Below are 22,865 nucleotides of genomic sequence, written 5' to 3' on the forward strand. Positions count from 1 at the left end.
CTAAGTTAAAAAGTTTCAAATTATTCTGATTTAAATAAATAATAAAATATTCAGAAAGCTTTATAAATTAAGTTAAAAAAAATACTGAATTTTCTATGCCAGATTAAAAGTCAATACCTTTGCTGCCTATTTTACTGAAGATGATATATTTGATTTTATTGGCTGGACTTTTGGTGGCAGTTTACCTGATGGTAATGAATATGCCTGCTTTTGGTGCAGACCCAAAAGGCAGAAGACTGGAACGTATCAGAAAGTCTGAATTATATAAAAACAGGAAATTCCAGAACATCAGCCATACCCCGCCTATTGCCGAAGGCTACAGTACAATAAAAGTTACCTGCGATTTTATTTTAGGTAAAAAACACCCATTGCTGAAACCTTTGAAAAATATTCCGTCCATTCATACAGATTTAAAAAAGATTCGGAAAGATCAGGATATTTTCATCTGGCTGGGACATTCATCCTATTATCTGCAGACGGATGGTGTTTCTTTTCTCGTAGATCCTGTCCTGAGCTTATATGGTTCCCCGTTTAAATATTTCAATAAAGCTTTTAAAGGCTCGGATATATTCAAACCGGAAGATATTCCCGATCTGGATTACCTGGTGATTACACACGATCATTTTGACCATCTGGATTATCCAACAGTGAAATCAATCAGAGACCGGACAGCAATGGCTATTCTTCCATTAGGAGTGGGGGCACATTTAGAAAGATGGGGCTATCGTGAAGAAAATTTAATTGAAGAGGAATGGGGAACAGAGGTCCTTTTAAAAAACAGTCTGAAAATTACCTTTACCCCGGCAAGGCATTTTTCGGGAAGAAAAATAAAACAGAATAATACGCTGTGGACTTCCTATGTTCTGGAAACTCCCACAAAAAAAATATTCCTGGGCGGTGACAGCGGCTACGATTCCCATTTTAAAACAATTGGCGAACAGTTTGGCCCCTTTGATTATGCTGTTCTTGAGAATGGGCAATATGGCGAAGCCTGGCGGTACATCCACACTCTGCCGGAAGACGTCATTCAGGCGGCTGTTGATCTTAGAGCTGAACATATTATTCCTGTTCACTCCTCAAAATTTGCCCTGGCTCTCCATCCCTGGGATGAACCGCTTCAGAAAATAACAACTTTGGGAAAAGAAAAAGGACTCAGTATACTCACTCCGATGATTGGAGAAGTGGTAGATATGAACCGTTCTCAGCATCAGTTCGGAGAATGGTGGAAAGAATAATCAGGCGTGCCAGATATCCTTATATCTTGCAGGATGGTTTTCAAATTGCTGGCGTACAAAATCACATTCGGGATCTACCAGAAGGTCTTTTTCTTCGGAATAGCGGACTAGTTCGTCAAGAAGCATTTTTGCATATCCGTGGCCTTCACGTTCCTCAATAATTTTAGTGTAATATACAATCAGCAACCTGCCGTCAATTTTTATAGACATATATCCTGCTTTTTCCCCGTCAATTAATAGCTGTAGTTCGTCCTGATATGGCGAGATTTCAAACTTTATATTTTCCATAATAATTAAGATTTGATGAGTTATATTAATGACCTGCTTCATTCAATCCATAAAGCATTTAACAATCTGGCGACATAAAATCCTTCCGGATGTATACTTCCCACTCTTAAAATTACAAATTAAAATAATACGAAACATGAGTTTTCCGAAACTTAACGAATTTTAAGCTATTTTGAAGTTTAAAAGTGGAAAATGGCGGTGAAATAGATTTAAATCGTATTATTTTATAACAGATAATTAATAATCCATTATTCAAAAACATTTCAAAATAAATATTTTTTGTAAAAACAGGTAGATGAATGTAATTTTTTGGTGCAGATTATCAACTAGTTATGTTTTATTTAACAAAAATTGTGAATAGCTGTAGAAAGCTTGGCATTTTAATTGGCTATACTAGAACAGTTTAACTTAACAAATTAAAAGATGAAAAAAATATTAATCGCATTAATGCTTGCAGGCACATTTGGCCTCACATATGCACAATCAGATTATTATAACGATTACAGAAGAAGTATAACAGATGTCAACTGGCAAACAGTAGCTGCAGATCTTTTGCTTTCTGTGGCACAGACCAACCAGCTGAATGCTTTAAATGACAGATACCGTGATTATGATTCCTGGAACAGGGTATACGTAGGTAATCCCGACCGATGGAGAGAAGACAGATATTATGAAATAGAAAGAATACTTGGACGTGAAAAGTATACTAAGTTTAAAACTAAATACTATAAAGGTCAGAACCCTGTAGCAGTTTATAACCGTAACAAAAATAATTACAAGAAATACAAGTCCAAACAATACAAAGAGTATAGAAAGGAATATAAAAAAGAACACAAAAAGGGACATCACTAAGTCTCAAATATCAACTATATATTCAATTTTAAATGGCCGGCATTTGCCGGCCATTTTTATTTTATCAATAATCAGATTATTTTTATTTGTTTGAATTTTATAACTTAGCTATATGGAATCTAAAGAAACAATAAACGGATTTTATCTGCGGAATGCATCTATGGAAAGACAGGATGTTGTGACAGCTCCCGGCGTGGGACATTTCAATGTTTTTTCACGCGAAAATTGTGCACTGATATCACCTTACAGCAGAAGAGACTATTATAAAATTTCACTCATTATAGGAAAAGGAAAGCTTCATTATGCAGACAAATGGATTTATGTAGACCGTCCTGCACTGTTATTCTCCAATCCTGTTGTTCCTTATTCCTGGGAAACGGATGATGAAGACCAAAAAGGCTGGTTCTGCCTTTTTACAGACCAGTTCCTTCAAAACGGGATACGCCTTGGAAACCTTCAGGATTCCCAGCTTTTTAAAATTGGTGGAACCCCTGTTTTCTTTGTGGACGAAGAACAGCAAAAAACCATTTCGGACCTCTTTACCAAGATGATGACAGAGATTGAAACGGAATATATGCATAAATATGATATGCTTCGGGCATGTCTCCATCTTCTGATTCATGAAACGATGAAAATGCAGCCTGCAGAAAGCTTTGAGCCTTATCAGAACGCCTCTCAGAGGGTAGCATCGCTGTTTATGGAGCTATTGGAAAGGCAGTTTCCCATCGACAGCCCCGAAGCATTCCTGAAATTAAAAACACCTAATGACTATGCACAGAATCTTTCTATCCATGTAAATTCTTTAAACCGTGCAGTGAAAGAAATGACCGGAAAAACAACAAGTCAGCAGATCACTTCCAGGATCATTCAGGAAGCCAATGCTTTACTGAAACATACGGACTGGAATATTTCTGAGATTGCCTATGGATTAGGATTTGAAGAACCTGCTTATTTTACCAATTTCTTTAAAAAACAGACCGGTTTAGCTCCCAATGCAGTCAGAACAGAAATTGTTTGAATTTTATAATTCTTAGTTTGAATTCTATAGAGTATCCGGCCAATTCTTGTTCTAATTTTGTTCTATCAATTAAAAATCACAGCAATTATGAAATTCAGACAATTAGGAAACACAGGAGAGCAGTTATCTGCAGTAGGTTTAGGATGTATGGGAATGAGCTTTGCATACGGTCCGGCCGACGAACAGGAAAGCATCAATACTTTACATAGAGCATTGGACTTGGGAGTTAACTTCTGGGATACCGCAGATATGTATGCTGCCGGAGAAAATGAAAAGCTGATCTCTAAAGTTCTGGTTCCAAACAGGGACAAAATCTTTATTGCCACCAAATTCGGTTTCAGGTTTAAAGATGGAAAACCAAGTCACAGCGGGGCTCCCGGAACTTATTTTGACGGTTCACCGGAGTGGATCAGACAGGCTGTCGATCTGAGTCTTCAGAGACTTAAGATCGATACAATTGATCTCTATTATGCCCACAGGGTAGATCCAAATATTCCCATAGAAGAAACAGTTGGCGCAATGGCAGAACTGGTAAAAGAAGGAAAAGTAAAATACCTTGGATTATCAGAAGCCTCTGCTGAGTCCATCAGAAAAGCGAATAAAATTCATCCCATTACAGCATTGCAGTCAGAATATTCTATTTTAACTAAAGATGTAGAGAAAGAAATACTTCCAACCATCAGAGAGCTGGGGATTACCCTGGTGCCTTATTCTCCACTGGCAAGAGGACTTTTTGCCAATATCAATGAAGTGCAGAATTTTGGGGATGAAGATTTTAGAAAAACATTGCCGCGTTACCAGGCAGAATATCTGGAAAATAACAAAAACCTGGCGAGAGAAATTAATGAATTTGCACAGTCTAAAGGCGTAAAAGGAACTCAGCTAGCATTAGCCTGGGTATTGAACCAGGGGGACGATATCATTCCTATTCCGGGCACTAAACGTATTAAGTATCTGGAAGAGAATATTGCTGCCGTGAATATTGATCTTTCTCCTTCTGATCTGGAAACAATAGATTCGCTTCTTAAAAAGTACCCCAACGTAGGCGAAAGGTATACTGAAGGTTCTATGAAATTAGTAAACAATTAAAAAATTATATTCCGGATCCCGAATAGTCAGTAGGAATCCGGAGTATAAAAAACACATATTGATTATGAACAGAAGAGAGCTTTTAAAAAGCGGACTCATGGCCGGAGCATTAAGCTTCGTTCCGTTTACTGATGTTTTTGCCGGTGCCAAAACATTTTCACTGCGTTCTGAAGAAGACCTTGCAGGGTTCAAAAAGGTAAAACTTGGAGAACTGGAGCTGTTCATTCTTACGGACGGATATATTCATGAGAAAAACATCGATACATTTGCTCCGAGAGCGGACATCACTCAATTAAAGGCTCTTCTCAGAGACAATTTCCGTCCGGATGATTATGTTGATATGGCAATGAACCTGATGCTTGTCAAGACCAAAAGCAGGCTTGTTTTACTGGATGCCGGAATGGGGATTTTTGCAGATGAAAGAACGGGATTTATTCTGAAAAGCTTACAGAAAGCCGGATTCTCTCCAAAAGATATCACAGATGTTTTGATTTCTCATGCCCATCCGGATCATATTGGTGGGGTAGTCGACAAACAGAATAACCTGGTTTTCCCCAATGCGGATATTTATATTTCAAAGATCGAGCATGACTTCTGGCTGCAGGCTTCCATCAAAGATTTTAAAAACAGCTTTCTGAAGAACCAACCGGAATTTCTTAACCAGATTATTCCGCCTATCCAGAATATTCTGAAAACAATCCGCCCGAAACTGAAATTTTATGATTTTAAAAAACCTCTGTTTGATCATTTCAGTTTTCAGCTGGCTCCGGGACATACGCCAGGCCTTACCGTCACGACAATTTCATCGGGCAACGAGAAACTCATGTATATTGCAGATCTGATCCATTCCGATGTTATTCTCTTTCCACACCCCGAATGGGGATTTTCAGGGGATACAGACCTGGATATTGCTACAGAATCCCGTAAGAAATTACTTAATCAGCTGGCAGAAACCAAGGCTAAAGCTTTTGCTTATCATCTTCCATGGCCGGGCCTTGGCTTTACAAGGAAAAAAGATGCTGCCTATGAATGGATTCCGGAAAGTTTTATGAATTAACGGTTTGCTAACGGATACACCTTAAATTTTCTACGACATAGTTTCAATAATAAATCCTCTCATTTCCGGGAGGATTTATTATTAAAATCCCCAATCAAAGGAATACAATCGTAGAAAATGAAAAATAATATTACCTGATTGGGGGAAACATAAATAGAATTTTTAAATAGGATCAGATCATAAAAATTGATCGTCTGAATTTTTTTTGCAAAGGTGATTATATTTTTACTGAATTAGAAACAGAACATGTAAGGGATTCAGAATTTCGAACCTCCAATTAAACACTTCAAGCCCGGCTGCTGCTACGCTTTTCCAAAAATAAGTTCAGAAGAATACAGCTTCCTGAACATGATATACGTTACAGAAAGAATCGTAAATGCGATCACTGCATCTATAGTGGCAGCGAAGCCCAGTACTGCAATTTTTGAGAAGAAGGCGAAGATGATATCAAAAAACATTCCTGCAAACACCCATTCTTTTAATCGTAATAAACGGTTGGGAAGAAGAAGTACCAGAATTCCGGATAATTTAAAAACACCTAAAATGTAAATAAAGTGAGGAGGATAACCAAGCTGTTGGGTAATGTCCCATACCACTGGATTTTTAGTAAGTTCAAAGAAGCCACTCGCTCCGAACCATAATGACATAAAAATGATTCCTGACCAATAGATTATTTTTGTTGTTTTTGTTTTCATTGTTTTTATTATTTAAAGTTTTGTTGAATTTTTTATATGCTATTCCTCTAAATGTTATTGAATGACAGTTTTAGAGGCTCCGTACATTTTTCCTGTCTTTGAGTTCTGAATAAATCCAATGACCTCCCAATTGTCCTTGGTGAAATTGTCCGGGAGTTTAAAATCTTCAGTTCCTTCCGGATGATCTTTCAATGAGATTTGTTTCTGCTTATGCACAATCTGCCAGTGCTGCAAATGGTGACCCTCATTTTCACCTCCTGCTACCTGAGTAGATGATTTCTTTTCCACTAAGCTGATAAACAGCTGATTTTGAGGATCAGTTTCAGCCGTTTTATAACTGATGGTGATTGTTTTTTGTGAAGCTACAGCTGAAAGGCTTACAGGATCGGTTTTAGAACTGAGAATAACATTCTGAATGGCATTTTCTATGGCATTTCTGTCAGAACCTACCAATTCTGTTTTCCCATTGATCACCAATTGTGGAGTATAGGTTTGTGATCTGAGCAGACTGCTGTACATCTGCTGCCGCCGGGAGTTTTCAGCACTGCTGAATCTGTCTTTCCACCCGAGCCGGTTCCAGTAATCTACATGGTAGGAGAGGATGTAAACCGGTTGGTCTTTGTACTCTTTTTCAATCTGTCCCATCAGTTCATCTGCGGGTGGGCAGCTTGAGCAACCTTCTGAAGTGAACAGTTCCAGAACAGCAAAACCATTGTCAGGAGAAACAGCAGTTTTTCTTGTGTTTATCCTGTCTTTCTGCATAAATGCAGATGCTGCAAATATTAAAGCCGTGAAGGCACTTATGATGGTTAGATTTTTTAGAATCATGTCTTTAATTTTGATTCAAAAGTAGGAACCTCGTAAGCGCAAAAGAATATAAAAAAGGGTTAGCCGGACAAATTGAAAGGTGAACCCGGAAAATATAAAGGTTGAAAATTTATATATTAACGGTCTTCCAGCCAGGAGAAGAAACTGTGCGTTTTATCTTTGTTGATCAACAGTTTTTCAGGAGTTTCAATAACAAGCTTAACCAGAATTTTCCGCTGGAAATAATGTTCCATCTCCTTGACAGCCTTAAAACTCACCAGGTACTGTCTGTTGATCCTGAAAAACTGTTTCCCGGAAACCTGTTCTGCAACCTGGCCAAGTGGCTGTGAAAGCTGAAATTGCTCCTTATCAAAAGTAACCAGATGCGTGATTTCATTGTGGATATAAAAATAAGCGATACTTTCTGTAGGGATCGTGGTATATTTCTGATTTTTAAAGACTAAAAAACTGGTTTTTCCGTCAGGCTGGCTGATCTTTTGCAAAAGAGATTCGATATCAGGAAGCTCATTTTTACGGAAGAATTTTCTTAGTTCATCCACTTTTTTCAGCGCTTCGGAAATATCATCTCGCGAAAAAGGCTTCAGAATATAATCGATTCCCTTGCTTTTGAATGCATCCAGCATATACTGATCAAAAGCTGTACAGAAAATGATAGGGCAAGTGATATCTATTGCTTTGAAAATCTCGAACGACAGCCCGTCCGAAAGCTGGATATCCATAAAAATAAGATCCGGCATTATTTCTTTTGATAAAGCTTCAACACTGGTTTCAATACTGTCATAAACGCCCATGATTTTGGACTCGGGTCTTAAATCTAAAATAAGGTTTTGAAGAGACTTTGCTGCTCTGAATTCGTCTTCAATGATGATGATATTCATGGATTAAAGGTAGTTTTATTTGAAAAATTTTTTCGTCTGAATACATTTCTATTTCCTGTTCCAACAGATGCCTGAACCGCATTTTAATATTGTCAAGGCCTACGCCAAGGGATTCTTCCGTGGCAATTTTTCGCTGGACAGGGTTTTCTATAATGATCCTGTCTTCAGAACTGTAAATTCTGATATGCAGGGGCTTACTGCGGGATACAATATTGTGCTTGATACAGTTTTCTACCAGAAGCTGAATGGTAAAAGGTGGAATAAGTGTTTTAAGATCTTCACTTTTGAGTTCGTTGGTAAATGTAATTCCTTCGCCGAAACGGGCTTTTTGAAGAAAAAGATAAGCATCAATAATCTTCATTTCTTCCTGAACTGAAATGAGGTCTAGTTTTCTGCTTTCAAGTGTAAATCTGTAAAAGTCAGAAAGTTTGATAATGAAATCAGCCGTTTCAGAATCGTTGGTTTCCGCCATCGATTTTAAAGTATTCAGGCTGTTGAAAAGAAAATGGGGATTCACCTGTTGTTTTAATAATTCGTATTGGGCCCCCAGATTATCACTTTTTACCTTTTCCAGTTCCAGCTGTACCTGCTGTCCTGCATAATTATTCTGAAGTAATGTCAGGAACATATAACAAACGAGGTTGATCAGGATTCCCCGGACTTCTATCATCAGCATAACCGGACCGAAATTGATGTGAGATAAAATGAGCTGCTGGATCCAGGCCAGCCCGAACATAATCACCATTCCGAATGCCAGAGCAGTTAATAATCTTGAATATGAGATATCCTGTTTCCGCTTTCCTGCACTGCGGTTAAGCAAATAAATGTTGAGGTACCACATGATCACGGAAAATGCGGCTGTTATTGCTGAATTTACAGTGGCCTCTTTCCAGTTGAATTCATGGGAGGCCAGTTGAGGTACAGAAGATAAAATACCCAGAAAAAGAGAGCTTATCCAGATGATGGCCTGTGAAATTTTTATTTTTTGCTGTTGCATGGGAACAGTGGTTTTGAGAAGTGAAATTAGGTTTTTTATTTGTAAAAAGAATGGTATTGGTGATGAATAGTGAAAAGGTGAATCGTCAATTGTAAATTTGCTTTGCCGGTGAATTTTTCCTGTAAATTGACTATTGACTCTGCGTAGCAAAATGGATCATTCACAAAAAACACTCAGAAACTGAAAATCAGTTCTGAGTGTTTTTTAAGGTCTTTTTACAGGTTTATAGCTCATGATATACTGTATTCTTTCTTCTTTATTTTTATTGATGTTAATGTTTTGATTTTCTGAAGAGTTTTTTATCTGATAGGAAACATTTCCGTTATGATCAGTCTGAATGGTTTCTATACTTAGTAGTTCACCTGTAATGGTTCCCCCTATGTATTGTGGATTATCATGATATTTCCACGTGACTAATTTTATAACAGTGCCATTCTGAAGTTGATTATTTTCACCTGACAGAGAGATTAAGGCTTCCCGGTTTCCATACAAAGCAGATGAAGTTTCTTTTTTTGTATTGAGTGATGTGGAAATAAATTTTAAATCTCCCGGATCGAAAACAAGACGTTTTAGATCTTTGTCCGGTTCATCAATTTTACAGGCAGTGAATAAGGCACAGACTGACAGGATCATAAACAGTATTTTTTTCATTATTTCTCAAGGTTTTTAATTAATCTTTCTGTGTTGACTTTCATTGGGACATCAAATAAATAGCCGGTTTTTTCGGCTAACTGACGGTGGCAGGCGATACAGGATTCTTTCGCGAAAGAGGCTGTTTTTCCTGTGGGATGAAGATCGTTTCCTGAAAATTTGGCAAATCCCCAACCTTCTGTATCTGTATATTTTTTAGAATCTTTGACCATAAACTGAGCATTGATAAACTCTCCGGCTCTCACTTCTCCGTCTGCAAAATTTTCCTGCTTCCAAACTGACTTTACAACGATGCTTCCATCCGGCCACGGATGAAAATTCTCTGTTTCAATGGCTTTTACTGCAATATCATTTCCGTAAATGACCCGAATGGATTTGTCAAAAAGAGTACTCATGCTGATCACTTTCCAGTTTTTAAACTCGTCTGTATATCGGATCCCATTGAGGGAAACCGGAAATTTTGCCGGATCAGGGCTGTGATTAGTCTGAATGTTTTGATGAAGATCTTTTTCTTGTTTTACAGGAGACAGTCCGGATAAGGAAAGGGTGTATTTCTTAACCGTTTCAATATCTTTTTTCGTGATTTTGGCTGTTGGATGGAGCAGTGTATATTCATGAAGGGGCATTTTTCCACTTTGCATCATATTCAAAATAGCATACATCTTTCCCTGATGTTCAGCCGGCGAATAATTCCACTCTGAAAAGTTTAAAACTTCTCTGGCTCTTTCTATATCTTTGTTTACCGCCCAGGAAATCGGAGCAATTTTGTCGTACCAGCTTAAATTCTGCTGATTGGAATGGCAATTAAAACAAGAGTTTTCTAAAATGGCAAGAACTTCGCGCGGAGCCTCAATCTTTTTAGAAACGGGCTGTCCTTCTAAAGGCTGATTGGAAAACTGCAATCCTGCAAAGATTCCTAAAACTGCTAGAAATATGATGGCAATAGGTTTTACATTCCTTTTTTTATGTACTGAGTCCATAATGATTTATTTTTATGGCTCAAAAGTATACGCTTAAAAAAAGAATCGAAATATAAAGCTGGGTGAACCGGACAAATCAAAAGGTGAAAATGGAATTTTTAAGGGTAAAAAGAAAGCTGGATGATGGAAGCTGAAAGTTTATGATACTAACTCCCAGCCTCCTTACTTCCAACTACAGCACCATTCCTCCGTCAATAATAATTTCCGTACCTGTTATAAAGCTTGCCAAATTATTGTCTGATAAATACAGTACGGCTTTTGCAATATCTTCCACAGCTCCCATTTTTTTCAAAGGAATTTGATCAATCAGCCATTCATCTAGTCCTTCCAATGTCTTTTTATCCAGACCTGCTTTGGTCATGATGTTTGTTTTCGTAGGTCCCGGGCTTACCATATTGACACGAATCTTTCTTGGTGCTAGTTCTGCAGCAGCTGTTTTTGCAATTGAATTTAAAGCTGCTTTACTTGCCTGGTAAACCGAACTGTTGGGTTTGTAAGTGGATGCGACAACCGATGATAAAAAAACAACCGAAGCACCGGTATTTAATAAAGGAATGAATTTGCTTAATGTGAAATAAGCTCCCCGAAAATTGATATCCATTACCTGGTCGAAATTCTCTGAGCTCATATTTTCAATTGAGCCTAATGTTCCTGTAATTCCTGCATTAATAAACAAGATGTCAACTTTTTCAAACTGACTGTCGATTTTTGATTTTAAAGATTCAATATCTTCTAATTTTCCCTGATCTGCTACAAACGGGATGGCTCCCAATTCTTCAGCTGCTTTTTCAATAGCCTCTTTTCTTCTTCCGGTAATAATCACTGTTGCACCTTCTGCTATTAATTCCTTTGCAGTTGCATAGCCAATTCCACTGTTTCCTCCGGTCACAATAGCTAGTTTGTTCTTAAATGTATTCATTTCTAAAATTTTTTGACAAAGTTATTTCAAATTGATATACTTTTGTAATCAGTATCACAGAGTATATCAGTATCATTAATGATATCATTTAACTTTGCATTTATGGAAAGAGACCAAACCGAAGAACTAAGAGCCCTGCAGGATACCCTCTATTTTATTGGAGGAAAATGGAGAATTCCTGTGATCAACTCAATCTGTAACGGACACAGACGTTTTCGCGAGATCGAACGTAGTATACCGGGAATTACCACAAGAATGCTTTCAAAAGAGTTAAAAGACATGGAGCTGAATAAATTGGTCAAACGAAATGTTTACCCTGATACTCCGGTTTTAATAGAATATGAACCTACAGAATACTGCAGAACATTTGGAAAAATCATTGCAGAAATGATCAATTGGGGAAGAGAGCACAGGAGGGTGATTGTGGAGGATAAAATTTAAAAAATTGATATTCAGTCTAAAAAAATTAATACTATCTGTATTGAAAAGTGTTTAAAATAAAAAAAGCTCCTTATAGAAAGGAGCTTTTATTTATATCAATTCAGAAATTAAATTCCGTCAATAATTTCATTTAAAACAGTGCTTGGTCTCATGGCTGCATACGTTTTGTAGGTATCCGTTTTGTAGTAACCGTCAATATTCTGAGGTTTACCCTGAGCGCTGATTAATTCTTCGTTAATAACAGCTTCACTTTCCTGCAATGCTGCTGCAACCGGAGCGAAATGAGCTGCCAATTCAGCGTCTGCTGTCTGGTTAGCTAAAGCTTCTGCCCAGTACATTGCTAAATAGAAGTGAGAGCCTCTGTTGTCGATCTGGCCTACTTTTCTTGCAGGAGATTTATCGGTAGCTAAGAATTTAGCATTAGCTTCATCCAGTGCATCAGCTAAAACCTGAGATTTTGTATTTCCCTGTGTCTGAGCCAAATGTTCTAAAGAAGCCTGAAGTGCAAGGAATTCCCCTAGAGAATCCCATCTCAGATAACCTTCTTCCAGGAACTGCTCGATGTGTTTTGGAGCTGAACCTCCGGCACCTGTTTCAAATAAACCTCCTCCGTTCATCAATGGAACGATAGAAAGCATTTTAGCAGAAGTTCCTAATTCAAGGATAGGGAAAAGATCCGTTAAATAATCTCTCAATACGTTTCCTGAAACAGAGATGGTATCTTTTCCTTCTCTTGCTCTTTTCAGCGTTTCAGTCATGGCATCTTTTACATCAAGAATTCTGATGTCAAGACCTGCCGTATCGTGATCTTTAAGGTATTTTTCTACTTTTTTGATAATCTCTCTGTCATGTGCTCTTCCTTTGTCTAACCAGAAAATAGCAGGTGTATCGGATAATCTTGATCTGTTTACTGCCAGTTTTACCCAGTCCTGGATGGGAGAATCTTTAGTCTGACACATTCTGAAGATATCTCCTTTTTCCACTTTCTGAGAAAGAAGAACGTTTCCGGCTTCATCCTGAACCTCGATAGTTCCGTCTGCTGTTGCCTGGAAAGTTTTGTCGTGAGAACCATATTCTTCAGCTTTCTGAGCCATTAAACCTACGTTTGGAACAGAACCCATAGTCGTAGGATCCAGTTTTCCGTGAGCTTTCATATCATCAATAACAGACTGATAGAAACCTGCGTAAGAACGGTCCGGAATAATACAAACTGTATCTTCTTCGTTTCCGTCCTTGTTCCACATTTTACCGCCTCCTCTTACCAAAGCAGCCATAGATGCGTCAACAATGATGTCAGAAGGAACATGGAAGTTGGTAATACCTTTATCGGAATTTACCATAGCGACTCTTGGTCCGTTAGCTAAAGCAGCTTCAATATCAGCTTTGATTTCAGCTTCCTGAGCATTGCCTTTAATTTTTTCGAAAAGATCGGCAAGACCGTTATTTGGGTTAACATCTAAAGACTTGAATGTCTCTGCATATTTAGTGAAAACATCTTTGAAATAAGTTTCTACGATAGCCCCGAAAATAATAGGATCAGAGATCTTCATCATCGTCGCTTTCAGGTGAGCAGAAAGAAGTACGTTTTTGTTTTTAGCCTCATCAATCGCTTTTTGAACAAATGCTTTCAAAGAGTTTAAATTCATTACAGAAGAATCAATTACTTCTCCGGCCTGAAGACCTGCGAAATCTTTTAATAAAGTTTCAGCACCATCATTACCTTTGAACGTAATTTTGAATTTTGTAGCGTTTTCTACAGTGGTTGAAGTTTCAGTTCCGTAGAAATCTCCTCCCTCCATGTGAGCAACATCAGTTTTGCTGTCAGAAGCCCAGTCACCCATTCTGTGAGGGTTGGCTTTTGCATAGTTTTTAACAGCTTTTGGAGCACGTCTGTCAGAATTTCCTTCTCTTAGCACAGGGTTTACGGCACTTCCTAAAACTTTGGCATATTTGGCTTTAATGGCTTTTTCTTCGTCATTTTTAGGCTCTGCAGGATAATTGGGAACTGCGAAACCTTTAGACTGTAATTCAGCAATAGCCTCATCAAGCTGAGGAGCTGAAGCTGAAATATTAGGTAATTTGATAATGTTTGCATCCGGTTGAGTTGCCAATTGACCTAATTCAGCCAATGCATCACCGATTTTCTGGTCATCTTTCAAAAACTCAGGGAAGTTGGCCAAAATTCTTCCAGCCAAAGAAATATCCGGAACTGCAATTTCAATGTTTGCCGATTTTGTAAAAGCTTTTACAATAGGTAAAAACGAGTGGGTTGCCAACATTGGAGCCTCATCCGTAAGAGTGTAATAGATTTTTGATTTGTCTGACATTATACTTGTGTATTTATTATTTGATTTTTAAGAATCACAAATTTACTAAATATGATTGTTTTATGAAGGTATTTTAAATAAAAAAAGAGGCTTACGCCTCTTAAATTTATATTTGTGTAATTTTATAAATTCTGGCAAATTTATATTTACTTGCTAATCAAGAAAAATATTTTCACGTAAATTTATTTTTCTTGATATTTTAATGCTATTTTGCAGTAGAAATTCCACCTTTAATTGGTGAAGAAAAATTTACTGTGCCATTCCAATTTCCAGTACCTCCTGTTGGACTAATATAATATCCCTTAGCTTCGGTATCTGAATAAACGACAATCACCTCTCCAGATGTAAAAGCTCCTTTGATTGGAGAGGAAAAATTTGCTATACCATTCCAAGTCCCTGTTCCTCCATTTGGACTCACATAGTATCCTTTTGCTTCATTATCAGAATAGACTACAGTTATGAAATTTGATGAAATTGCTCCTTTGATCGGAGAAGAGAAACTAGCTGTACCATTCCAGTTTCCAGTACCTCCCGCTGGACTTACGTAAAAACTTTTGGCCTCGTTTTCCGAATAAATAATATTAAAATAATTTGATGAAATGGCGCCTATGATTGGAGAAGAAAAAGTAGCTGTTCCATTCCAAATCCCTGTTCCTCCATTTGGGCTTACATAATAGCCTTTTGCTTCATTGTCAGAATACACTACAACAGTATAATTAGAGGCTGTTGATCCTATGATTGGAGAAGAAAAGGTAGCTATACCGTTCCAATTTCCAGTACCTCCTGTTGGACTTACATAATATCCTTTTGCTTCATTGTCAGAATATACTACGACAATTCCTTTTCCGTTATTATTTCTATTTGAAGATATAACTGTATTATTTACATTTTGCTGTGTTTGAACACTGCCCGCAACCAAAGCATAAGGAACACTCATCAGCTGATTCACTCCAACATTGGTATAATTACTTCCTCCTGCAGGATCCATTTCTACCTTTACAAATTTCGAATTTGTTCCCCAGTTGATCCCTGCAAAAGTTCCTGTTGTAGCAGTTCCCTGACCGATATTTAAATTAACCAAACCTTTCGCATTGGTTGTTTTGTTATGGGTTTCCGTATATAAAACATTTCCAGTTGCGCTATTTTCTAAAATACTGATTTTCAAAGCAACGTTTCCATTCGCAATTGGAGCTCCGGTTGCATTAAAAGCAATAGTCTGATAGCTGAAAGCCTGCGGAACCTGTGCACTTAAAAGTGTAGCAGCAAATAATCCAAGTGCAGCGTAAAGTTTTTTCATGTTTGATAGTTTTTAAGGTTTTTTAATGATTTTAATAGGTTTAAGATCTGGATTTTTAAAAGAGATCATGTAAATTCCGGAATTAAGGCTTCGAAGATCCAGTTTCCCGCTGTCAATTTTCGTTTTTAAAACAAGTCTTCCCGAAGCGTCATAGATTTCTGCATCTTCAATTTTTGAATTTGATTTTAAAGTCACATAAACAAAGTCAGCGGTTGGGTTGGGATAGATCTTAACATTGTCTTTTTCAAGTTCTTTAACGCCCAAAACCTGTAATACAGATTGATAGAACATTCCCATAGTTCCTGAATTAGCCTGGTTAGGATCAGTAGGAATTACATAGATTTCCCCTACGGAATGCGTGAAATTGGTGTCAGAAACTGCCCCGGAATTGATGTTGCCGATCACAGACTGAGCGAAGCCAAAAACCGGCACTCCGAAGAGCAGGAAAGTAATTTTTTTTCGCATAGTTATTTTTTTTGGATTGTGAATATAATTAAAATTTGTTTCAAGTAAATTATCTGCAACAAATAAGTTTTTTTATTTTCACTTTAAGAATTATTTAACCTTTATTTGACTCAGAAGACTTTCTATTTTAAGTAAATTTGAAAAACTAAAAAAATAAAATTATGTCAACGATTACCCTTAAAGGAAACGAAGTAAATACAATAGGAACCCTTCCATCAGTAGGAACCACCGTAAGAGATTTTGCGTTGGTGGATTCCGGTCTGAACGTGAAACTTCTTTCAGATTTTGATGGAAAAAAGAAAGTATTCAATATCTTCCCGAGTATTGATACAGGGATTTGTGCCGCATCTGCAAGAAAATTCAATGAAGAAGCTTCAAAACTTGATAATACGGTAGTGATTAATGTTTCCAAAGATCTTCCTTTTGCATTGGGAAGATTCTGTGCAGCTGAAGGCTTAAACAATGTAGAAACACTTTCAGATTTCAGAAGCAGTTTTGGAGATGATTATGAAGTAACTATTACAGATTCACCTATGAAAGGACTGCTGAGCCGCGCCGTAATTGTTACAGACGAAAACAACAAGGTTGTCTATACAGAGCAGGTTCCGGAAATTACGACCGAACCTAATTACAGCGCAGCAATTGATGCATTGAAGTAATTATAATAGTAAGATTGTATAAAGCCTTGTGGAAAACCCGTTCACAAGGCTTTTTTTGACTCTGGAGAATAAATAAACGAGTTACAACAACTCTAACCCATGGTTGAATAATTGAGCTTCGAGTTATCTTATTAACCGCATTAAAAAATTAATACCATGAAAATAATTAAATTTAACAGGAGAGTTTATTACTTACGCTTTTCAACGCTTCTGCTTTTACTTTTCTTTATTGCCTGCAGCGGGCAGGAGAAAAAGAAGACAGAATTCCGTTCAGAAACCAGTACACCCAAAAAATTTCAAAACAAGAAATATGAAAATTATGATCTGATTGGTAATGTTAAAACGACCCAATGGGAAATTTTCAACTATGATACTTCAGGAAATACGAATACATATTATTATAAGGGATATACTGACCAGATTGATTTAAATTTCAATAAAGAAGGAGAACCCTTTTTGGTGAAACTTGTAAGTAAATCTATAAAAGCCTATCAGCAGCCCCGTGATAATAAAATAGAAAATATAGTATATGAGAAAGAACCCGTAATCCTTTTAACATCTTCATCTATTGAGGACATAAGTATTGACTATCTGGCTTATTCATCAAAGGTAGATCCCGGGACCAATAAGCTTATTGCTGAAAATAAATATATTAAATATTACTATAATAAATATGGTGACTTGCAGGACTATATCATTACTGCCGGAAAAGATGAAGCCCCGAGATATTTTAAATTTGCATATAAATATGATGAAAAAGGCAACTGGGTAGAGCGTATCTTATCTGAAGAGTTTTATGATTCTGAAACTCCAGATGATAAAGAAATTATACAGAAAATTGTAAGAACAATCACTTATTATTAACAGTAATCTATATTGTAAACTCTTAATTTGTATAAAATGGTAAAGAGAATTGTAGCCAATATAAAAACAGATCATTTAGCTGATACAGATCGCTTTTATAAAGATATTTTGGGTCTCGAAATCCTGATGGATCATGGCTGGATCAAGACTTTCGGAAACCATGAAGAAGCGCAGGTTCAGGTAAGTTTTGCCACCCAGGGCGGAAATGATACGGAGGTTCCGCTACTTTCGATGGAAGTTGATCATGTAGATGAACTCTACGAAAAAATGCAGCAGGCCGGTTTTGAAATCACTTACGGGATCACCAATGAAGATTGGGGAGTACGAAGGTTTTTTGTAAAAGATCCGTTTGGAAATTTAATCAATATACTCTCGCATCAATAGCTTGTTTGTCAGCAGAAATTATCATTTTCACTATAGAATTTTTATTATGAAAGCAACACGGATTATTCCTATTCTCAGAATCTTCGACTATCAAAAAGCCGTAGAGTTTTATGTAGACTGGTTGGGGTTTAAAATAGTATGGGAACATTATTTTGAAGAAAATGCCCCTGTTTACATGGAAGTGGAAAAAGGAGATATAGTTTTTCACTTAAGTGAACATCACGGAGACGGAACACCCGGAAGCCGGGTATTTATTTGGGGGCAGGAAGTTGCGGAATACCATAAAGAGCTCCTGGATAAGAAGTATAAATACAATCGTCCCGGATTGGAGAAAACATTTTATGGAGCAGTTTCATTTACTGTAGACGACCCTTTTGGAAATAAAATAATCTTCAATGAAGAATTTGACGAAAAGAAGCATCAGAATCTGGAATTCTTTTCAATACACTAATAAATTTATCAATAGGGACGGGCTTCAGCCCGTTCTAAAAAAATAATCTTCCTGTGGCTTTAGCCAAAAACTTAATCAAACAGATGATCCTAATCATCAAAAGATAATAATACGATAACTACCTTTGTAGAATGAAACGTTCAGGAACAGCAGATCTGCCCTTACACTACGGAAAAGTACCGCCGTGGCTGTATGAGCGTATGTCTGTGCTCGGGCTTTCCATGATTGAAGTGATCCTGATGGATTACGGAAAAGATGAGGTTCTCCGTAGGCTTGCAGATCCGTTCTGGTTCCAGAGTTTTGGGGCTGTGATGGGCATGGACTGGCATTCCTCAGGGATTACAACTTCTGTCATGGGCGCTTTGAAACGGTCCATTAATCCCAATTCAAAATCACTGGGACTTTATATCTGCGGTGGAAAGGGTAAATTCTCACGAGAAACTCCGTCAGAGCTCCTTCAGATTGCTGATAAAACAGGCCTGAATGGCCATGAGCTTGTAAGAGCCAGTAAACTTTCTGCAAAAGTAGACAATACGGCCATTCAGGATGGTTACCAGCTTTATCTCCATAATTTTATTTTGGCAGACAACGGAAGCTGGAGTGTAGTGCAGCAGGGAATGCATGAAACTGATGGTACTGCAAGGCGGTACCACTGGCATTCAGGAAATATCAAATCATTTATAGAAGAGCCGCACACAGGAATCAATGGTATCTCACGAGGAAGAATCCTCAATCTTACAGATGCTCATGCCTCAGAAAACCGCCAGGGAATTCTGGATATTTCCCAGACTGATTCTATTGATGTAATGAAAGATTTTTCAAGATTAATTCTTCCGGCTCATCATGATGTGCAGGCTTCAGATGTTGATTTAAAACGCCTTGGAGCTCTTTTGTATGTGACCCGTGAGCAGCAGCCTCAGAATTTTGAAGACCTTTTAATGCTGGAAGGAGTAGGACCCAGAACTATGCAGTCTTTAGCATTAGTGAGTGAAGTTATTCACGGTGCACCTTCAAGATTTGCCGATCCGGCGAGGTTTTCTTTTGCTCATGGCGGAAAAGACGGACATCCTTTCCCGGTTCCTACCAAAACTTATGACGAAAGCATCAGTATTCTCAGAAAAGGAATTGAAAAATCAAAACTTGGAAATTCCGACAAGCTGAATACTTTAAACAAACTGCATCAGATTGTTGCAGCCACTGAAAAAGATTTTACTCCCGATTTTGATATCCAGCAGGTGATAGAGGAAGAAAGACAGAATTCATGGCGCTTTGGAGGGAAAACAGTATTCGGGGACGCACAACCACCTAAAAACCCAAAACCGATCCAGCTTTCTTTGTTCTAATATTAAAGGTTAGTAGAGGTAATTAAAAAACTGTTTAATTATTTAGAAAGAATAAAAACAATTGATAACAATACAGTAAAATGGGGTTCTTTTTGTGCATTCCATCAATTTGTTTAATTTTTTATATTCAGGATTCAATTAAAAATTATATTTTTAAAGCTTTAAAAAAGCAATAACTCTATGATCAGCAAAGCCTTAGAGATCTGTTACGATTTCCCGTTTTTTCTTCAGGAAGAGCTTGACGAAATATTCCAGGCTCATGAAAAAGTTTCGTTCCAGAAAGGAGATAGTATTCTTGAAGAAGGAAAGACGGCTAATGAATATTATATCCTGGAAAAAGGCTTAGCTCGTTCCTATGTGAACGACTTTAGCGGGAATGAAGTAACCACACATTTTTTTGCTGATAACGAGATCATTATTGAGGTATTGTCGATTTTTCAGAGAATTCCAACCCAGGAAAATATCATTTGTATTACAGACTGTGAATGCTGGAAATTTGATTATGAGACATTTCAGGAGCTTTTCCATAAAATCCCCAATCTCAGAGAATGGGGAAGAGCATGGATGTCAAAAGAGCTTTTTGTCTATAAACAGCGCTCTGTAGAAATGTTTACTCTTTCCGCTACCAGGCGTTATCTTAATCTTTTGGAGCAGAAACCCCAGGTGGTACAGTTTGCTCCTCTCAAACAAATTGCATCCTATCTGGGCGTAACAGACACTTCCTTAAGCCGTATCCGCAAAGAAATTGTATCCCATTCGAAGAAAAATTAAATCTTGTCTTATGGCAAGTTGATTTTCATCAAGGCTTGGTAATTTTGGTTAAAAGATTAACACAAAAAATTACTATTATGAAAGCCAATCAAATTTATGTCAACCTTCCGGTAAAAGATGTACAGAAAACAAAAGAATTCTGGACCAGGCTCGGATTTGCGATTAATGAGCAATTTTCAGATGACAAAGCAGTCTGCGTAGTGATGAAGGAAGATAACATTTACGTCATGTTCCTGACAGAGGAATACTTCCAGACTTTTTCCGAAAGACCGGTTCCGAAAGGCGATACAACACAGGTTCTTGTTGCTATTGCTCTGGACAGCCGTGAAGAAGTTGATCAGGTAGTGAATACAGCCCTGGAAAATGGAGCTTCGCAGCACGAAGAACCCCAGGATTACGGATGGATGTATCAAAACTCTTTTTGGGACTTAAATGGTCATGGCTGGAACATAACGTTTGCCGATGTTTCCCAGATGCCAACTGAATAAAGATCAAAGATTATTCACAATAAAATCTTGCTGCTATGGAAACAAAATCAAACGACATTGAAATAGTGAAAGTCCAGGTATTCAGCAATTACAAAGTCATTTCAATGAATACCGAAGGCATTACCCATGAAGAAGCTATGATCTTCCCAAATGGTGAAGCCAACTGCCTGAACTGGGTTCTGGGGCATTTAATTTACATAAGGAATGCATTTCTGAATACCCTTGGAGAAGAATCTGTCTGGGACAACAATAAATTTTCCTGCTATAACAGGGGAGAGATACCGCTCGAAAGAAAAGATGAGCTAGTAGGTTTTGAAGAATTAAAATCCTATCTGCAAAAATCCCAGGACAAGCTTGAAGCAAAACTCATCAGTATTGAAAAGTTTAATCCTGAAACAATTAATGATATTGCTATCTTTTGTCTTCACGAAATTTATCATAGTGGACAGTTGGGATATCTCAGAAGAATCTTAGGAAAACCCGGTGCTGTAAAATAGCCACGCTTAGAATTTTAAAAAAACTGTAGAAGAACTCTATATTCCTTACAAAAGACACCAATCACTAAAAATTAAAGAATGGACGCACCAAAATCAAAAAAAATGGAGCTCGTTATTCCGGCTTACAGAATGCACTCTCAAAACTTTCTCAATGTTTTGGAAGGCATTTCGGAAGAAGATGCTTTGAAAAGAATTGAAGGAAAAACCAACCATATCGGCTGGATGGCAGGAAACTTTGTCAATATGCGCTATGGCCTGGGTTGGGTTTTAGGACTCAGAGACGAAGATCCTCACAGCGATCTTTTCTTTCAGGGAAAGGCTCTGGATGAACATTACAACTATCCGAGCTTGGATGAACTGGAGAAAAATTTTCACGATATTTCGCCAAAAGTATACCAGAAGCTTTGGGAAGTTACGGATGAAGAGCTGGATGAAATCTTTGAGATCGGGATGAATATTCCTTTTATCCGTGAAACCAAACTCAATTTCGTAGGAATGTGTATCGGCCGTGAAGACTATTTATGTGGGCAGATAGGTCTTATGAGAAAAATTCTGGATTATCCGGGCATGAAATACGAGGTAGATGAAAATCTAAAGTATTAATCAATGGAACCTAAAGAAAAAGGCTATAAACAGGTCAACGGAATCCGTATGTACTACGAGATTTATGGTTCCGGAAAACCTTTGGTACTCATTCATGGCGGAGGATCTTCCATTCTGTTTGATTTTAAAGAAATAATTTCCAGGCTTGAAACCCAGTTTCAGCTCATAGGTATTGATCTGCAGAATCACGGAATGACCGATCATCGCGACATTCCCGAAACCTTTGAACAGGATGCCCATGATGTAGCAGCTCTTTTAAAGGAACTTCATATCGGAAAAGCTTCATTCTGGGGGTTCAGCAACGGTGGAAGCACGGTGATGCAGATTGCGCATCTTTATCCTGAAATAACCGAAAAGATCATTATTGCATCTGCATTCTACAAAAGAGGCGGTATGATGGACGGTTTTTTCGAAAGCATGGCAGGAGCTACTCTCGAATCTATGCCGGAACCTCTTAAGATTAATTTCCTTAACCTGAATCCTGATTTTTCAAAACTAGAAAACCTGTTTGAGAAAGACAGCAAAAGGATGCAGACTTTTGAGGATTGGGATGAGAAAGTCCTGACATCTATAAAAGCTCCTGCCTTATTCATAAGTGGAGACAAAGATGTGATGAAACCTGAACATGTAGTGGAAATGTGGCGTCTGGTCCCCGAATCCGAACTGATGATCCTTCCGGCAGGCCACGGATCCTACATGATGGCAGATTTCGAAGGAAACACAGATTCCAATCTTATAAACTTTACAGTAAGTGAAGTAACAAAATTTTTAAATCATTAAGGCTATAT

27 protein-coding genes are annotated in these 22,865 nt (G+C 37.7%); 16 read left to right on the plus strand and 11 right to left on the minus strand.

The window, feature by feature from the left end; translation table 11 throughout:
- The first annotated feature begins 140 nt into the window (after positions 1-140).
- Entirely contained in the window at positions 141-1,235 is a 1,095-nt protein-coding gene (locus LC418_RS11300) for an MBL fold metallo-hydrolase (protein ID WP_111954935.1), read from the plus strand.
- Here the strand turns inward: LC418_RS11300 and LC418_RS11305 are convergent, their stop codons facing one another.
- Positions 1,236-1,523, minus strand: a complete 288-nt coding sequence (locus LC418_RS11305) for a GNAT family N-acetyltransferase (RefSeq protein ID WP_111955085.1) — start codon at positions 1,521-1,523, stop codon at positions 1,236-1,238. It lies immediately after the preceding gene.
- A gap of 423 nt (positions 1,524-1,946) precedes the next feature.
- On the opposite strand from LC418_RS11305, the gene LC418_RS11310 reads away from it, so the two are divergent.
- The 4 genes from LC418_RS11310 (at position 1,947) to LC418_RS11325 (ending at position 5,539) form a co-directional block, all read left to right on the plus strand.
- Positions 1,947-2,375 (plus strand): hypothetical protein, encoded by a 429-nt coding sequence (locus LC418_RS11310; RefSeq protein ID WP_223559196.1) that lies wholly within the window; start codon positions 1,947-1,949, stop codon positions 2,373-2,375.
- Between the two features lie 112 nt (positions 2,376-2,487).
- Positions 2,488-3,393 carry a helix-turn-helix domain-containing protein gene (locus tag LC418_RS11315; RefSeq protein WP_223559197.1) on the plus strand — a complete coding sequence of 302 codons (906 nt, stop codon included), beginning with the start codon at positions 2,488-2,490 and terminating at the stop codon, positions 3,391-3,393.
- Between the two features lie 87 nt (positions 3,394-3,480).
- Positions 3,481-4,482 (plus strand): aldo/keto reductase, encoded by a 1,002-nt coding sequence (locus tag LC418_RS11320; protein ID WP_223559198.1) that lies wholly within the window; start codon positions 3,481-3,483, stop codon positions 4,480-4,482.
- 64 nt (positions 4,483-4,546) lie between these two features.
- Positions 4,547-5,539, plus strand: coding sequence for an MBL fold metallo-hydrolase (locus tag LC418_RS11325; protein WP_223559199.1), 993 nt, complete (start codon positions 4,547-4,549; stop codon positions 5,537-5,539).
- Positions 5,540-5,841: 302 nt separating this feature from the next.
- Here the strand turns inward: LC418_RS11325 and LC418_RS11330 are convergent, their stop codons facing one another.
- The 7 genes from LC418_RS11330 to LC418_RS11360 all read right to left on the minus strand — a co-directional run bounded on the left by LC418_RS11330 (position 5,842) and on the right by LC418_RS11360 (position 11,487).
- Positions 5,842-6,234, minus strand: coding sequence for a DoxX family protein (locus LC418_RS11330; RefSeq protein WP_223559200.1), 393 nt, complete (start codon positions 6,232-6,234; stop codon positions 5,842-5,844).
- A 54-nt stretch (positions 6,235-6,288) separates the two neighbouring features.
- The gene (locus LC418_RS11335) at positions 6,289-7,062 is read right to left on the minus strand and encodes a DUF1223 domain-containing protein (RefSeq protein ID WP_223559201.1); all 774 of its coding nucleotides are present in this window, start codon (positions 7,060-7,062) and stop codon (positions 6,289-6,291) included.
- A gap of 116 nt (positions 7,063-7,178) precedes the next feature.
- Positions 7,179-7,940: a LytR/AlgR family response regulator transcription factor gene (locus LC418_RS11340; protein WP_223559202.1), complete on the minus strand. Its 762-nt coding sequence runs from the start codon at positions 7,938-7,940 to the stop codon at positions 7,179-7,181.
- Positions 7,921-8,937: a sensor histidine kinase gene (locus tag LC418_RS11345; protein WP_223559203.1), complete on the minus strand. Its 1,017-nt coding sequence runs from the start codon at positions 8,935-8,937 to the stop codon at positions 7,921-7,923. Before LC418_RS11345 ends, LC418_RS11340 begins: the two co-directional genes overlap by 20 nt.
- 204 nt (positions 8,938-9,141) lie before the next feature.
- Positions 9,142-9,588, minus strand: a complete 447-nt coding sequence (locus LC418_RS11350) for a hypothetical protein (RefSeq protein ID WP_223559204.1) — start codon at positions 9,586-9,588, stop codon at positions 9,142-9,144.
- Positions 9,588-10,568 (minus strand): heme-binding domain-containing protein, encoded by a 981-nt coding sequence (locus tag LC418_RS11355; RefSeq protein ID WP_223559205.1) that lies wholly within the window; start codon positions 10,566-10,568, stop codon positions 9,588-9,590. Before LC418_RS11355 ends, LC418_RS11350 begins: the two co-directional genes overlap by 1 nt.
- Before the next feature lie 172 nt (positions 10,569-10,740).
- Entirely contained in the window at positions 10,741-11,487 is a 747-nt protein-coding gene (locus LC418_RS11360; RefSeq protein WP_223559206.1) for an SDR family oxidoreductase, read from the minus strand.
- Between the two features lie 102 nt (positions 11,488-11,589).
- Between LC418_RS11360 and LC418_RS11365 the strand changes: the two genes are divergently transcribed.
- A complete protein-coding gene (locus LC418_RS11365; protein WP_040994435.1) occupies positions 11,590-11,928 on the plus strand; it encodes a winged helix-turn-helix transcriptional regulator in 339 nt (112 codons plus the stop codon).
- Between the two features lie 107 nt (positions 11,929-12,035).
- On the opposite strand, the gene LC418_RS11370 is transcribed toward LC418_RS11365, so the two are convergent.
- The 3 genes from LC418_RS11370 to LC418_RS11380 form a co-directional block, all read right to left on the minus strand.
- Positions 12,036-14,255: an NADP-dependent isocitrate dehydrogenase gene (locus tag LC418_RS11370; RefSeq protein WP_223559207.1), complete on the minus strand. Its 2,220-nt coding sequence runs from the start codon at positions 14,253-14,255 to the stop codon at positions 12,036-12,038.
- Positions 14,256-14,460: 205 nt separating this feature from the next.
- On the minus strand, positions 14,461-15,552 hold the full coding sequence (locus LC418_RS11375; RefSeq protein WP_223559208.1) for a hypothetical protein: 1,092 nt from the start codon (positions 15,550-15,552) through the stop codon (positions 14,461-14,463).
- A 12-nt stretch (positions 15,553-15,564) separates the two neighbouring features.
- Positions 15,565-16,017, minus strand: coding sequence for a T9SS type A sorting domain-containing protein (locus tag LC418_RS11380; protein ID WP_223559209.1), 453 nt, complete (start codon positions 16,015-16,017; stop codon positions 15,565-15,567).
- A gap of 161 nt (positions 16,018-16,178) precedes the next feature.
- On the opposite strand from LC418_RS11380, the gene tpx reads away from it, so the two are divergent.
- The 10 genes from tpx to LC418_RS11430 all read left to right on the plus strand — a co-directional run bounded on the left by tpx (position 16,179) and on the right by LC418_RS11430 (position 22,857).
- Positions 16,179-16,676, plus strand: a complete 498-nt coding sequence (gene tpx, locus LC418_RS11385) for a thiol peroxidase (RefSeq protein WP_111954959.1) — start codon at positions 16,179-16,181, stop codon at positions 16,674-16,676.
- A 156-nt stretch (positions 16,677-16,832) separates the two neighbouring features.
- Positions 16,833-17,540, plus strand: coding sequence for a hypothetical protein (locus LC418_RS11390; protein ID WP_223559210.1), 708 nt, complete (start codon positions 16,833-16,835; stop codon positions 17,538-17,540).
- Positions 17,541-17,576: 36 nt separating this feature from the next.
- The gene (locus LC418_RS11395) at positions 17,577-17,924 is read left to right on the plus strand and encodes a VOC family protein (protein ID WP_223559211.1); all 348 of its coding nucleotides are present in this window, start codon (positions 17,577-17,579) and stop codon (positions 17,922-17,924) included.
- A gap of 46 nt (positions 17,925-17,970) precedes the next feature.
- Positions 17,971-18,375: a glyoxalase superfamily protein gene (locus tag LC418_RS11400; protein ID WP_223559212.1), complete on the plus strand. Its 405-nt coding sequence runs from the start codon at positions 17,971-17,973 to the stop codon at positions 18,373-18,375.
- 131 nt (positions 18,376-18,506) lie between these two features.
- Positions 18,507-19,718: a DUF763 domain-containing protein gene (locus LC418_RS11405; RefSeq protein WP_223559213.1), complete on the plus strand. Its 1,212-nt coding sequence runs from the start codon at positions 18,507-18,509 to the stop codon at positions 19,716-19,718.
- A gap of 180 nt (positions 19,719-19,898) precedes the next feature.
- Entirely contained in the window at positions 19,899-20,489 is a 591-nt protein-coding gene (locus LC418_RS11410) for a Crp/Fnr family transcriptional regulator (RefSeq protein WP_111954969.1), read from the plus strand.
- A gap of 77 nt (positions 20,490-20,566) precedes the next feature.
- Entirely contained in the window at positions 20,567-20,977 is a 411-nt protein-coding gene (locus LC418_RS11415) for a VOC family protein (protein ID WP_111954971.1), read from the plus strand.
- Positions 20,978-21,012: 35 nt separating this feature from the next.
- Positions 21,013-21,474 (plus strand): DinB family protein, encoded by a 462-nt coding sequence (locus LC418_RS11420; protein WP_111954973.1) that lies wholly within the window; start codon positions 21,013-21,015, stop codon positions 21,472-21,474.
- A gap of 78 nt (positions 21,475-21,552) precedes the next feature.
- Positions 21,553-22,077: a DinB family protein gene (locus LC418_RS11425; RefSeq protein ID WP_223559214.1), complete on the plus strand. Its 525-nt coding sequence runs from the start codon at positions 21,553-21,555 to the stop codon at positions 22,075-22,077.
- Positions 22,078-22,080: 3 nt separating this feature from the next.
- Positions 22,081-22,857, plus strand: a complete 777-nt coding sequence (locus LC418_RS11430) for an alpha/beta fold hydrolase (RefSeq protein WP_223559215.1) — start codon at positions 22,081-22,083, stop codon at positions 22,855-22,857.
- Positions 22,858-22,865: the final 8 nt, after the last annotated feature.

This window comes from Chryseobacterium lathyri, from assembly GCF_019970085.1.
Taxonomy (GTDB): domain Bacteria; phylum Bacteroidota; class Bacteroidia; order Flavobacteriales; family Weeksellaceae; genus Chryseobacterium; species Chryseobacterium lathyri.